Origin of the sequence: Domibacillus sp. 8LH, assembly GCF_038806185.1 — a bacterium.
Taxonomy (GTDB): Bacteria; Bacillota; Bacilli; order Bacillales; family Domibacillaceae; genus Domibacillus; species Domibacillus indicus_A.
Map to the genome: position 1 here is coordinate 1 of NZ_JAVJNG010000379.1, position 229 is coordinate 229.

General features: G+C 55.0%; 1 protein-coding gene. It reads left to right on the forward strand.

Annotated features, from left to right (window positions below; all coding sequences use genetic code 11):
- Positions 1–10: 10 nt before the first annotated feature.
- Positions 11–229 (forward strand): hypothetical protein (locus RG959_RS25090; protein ID WP_483298934.1); only part of this gene is annotated, 219 nt, incomplete at its 3' end.

A 229-nucleotide genomic window follows, 5' to 3' on the forward strand; every position in this document is an offset into this window, starting at 1 on the left:
GCTACAGCAGATTGACCAGATGGACATCCCTGAGGCTGCTAAGGACGCTCAGAAGGTGGCATTGTTGAGGGCTGACACTAACAACGGTCCTTTCCGTAATGCCTTCCAGACGCTTACTCAGGACGCTGCTGGGGAGTGGCAAGCTGCGGTCATCCGTGGACAGTACGACCCAGACAAGATGAAACGCTTCGAGTCTCTTCGTCGTGCCTACACTCAGGACCCTTCAAGT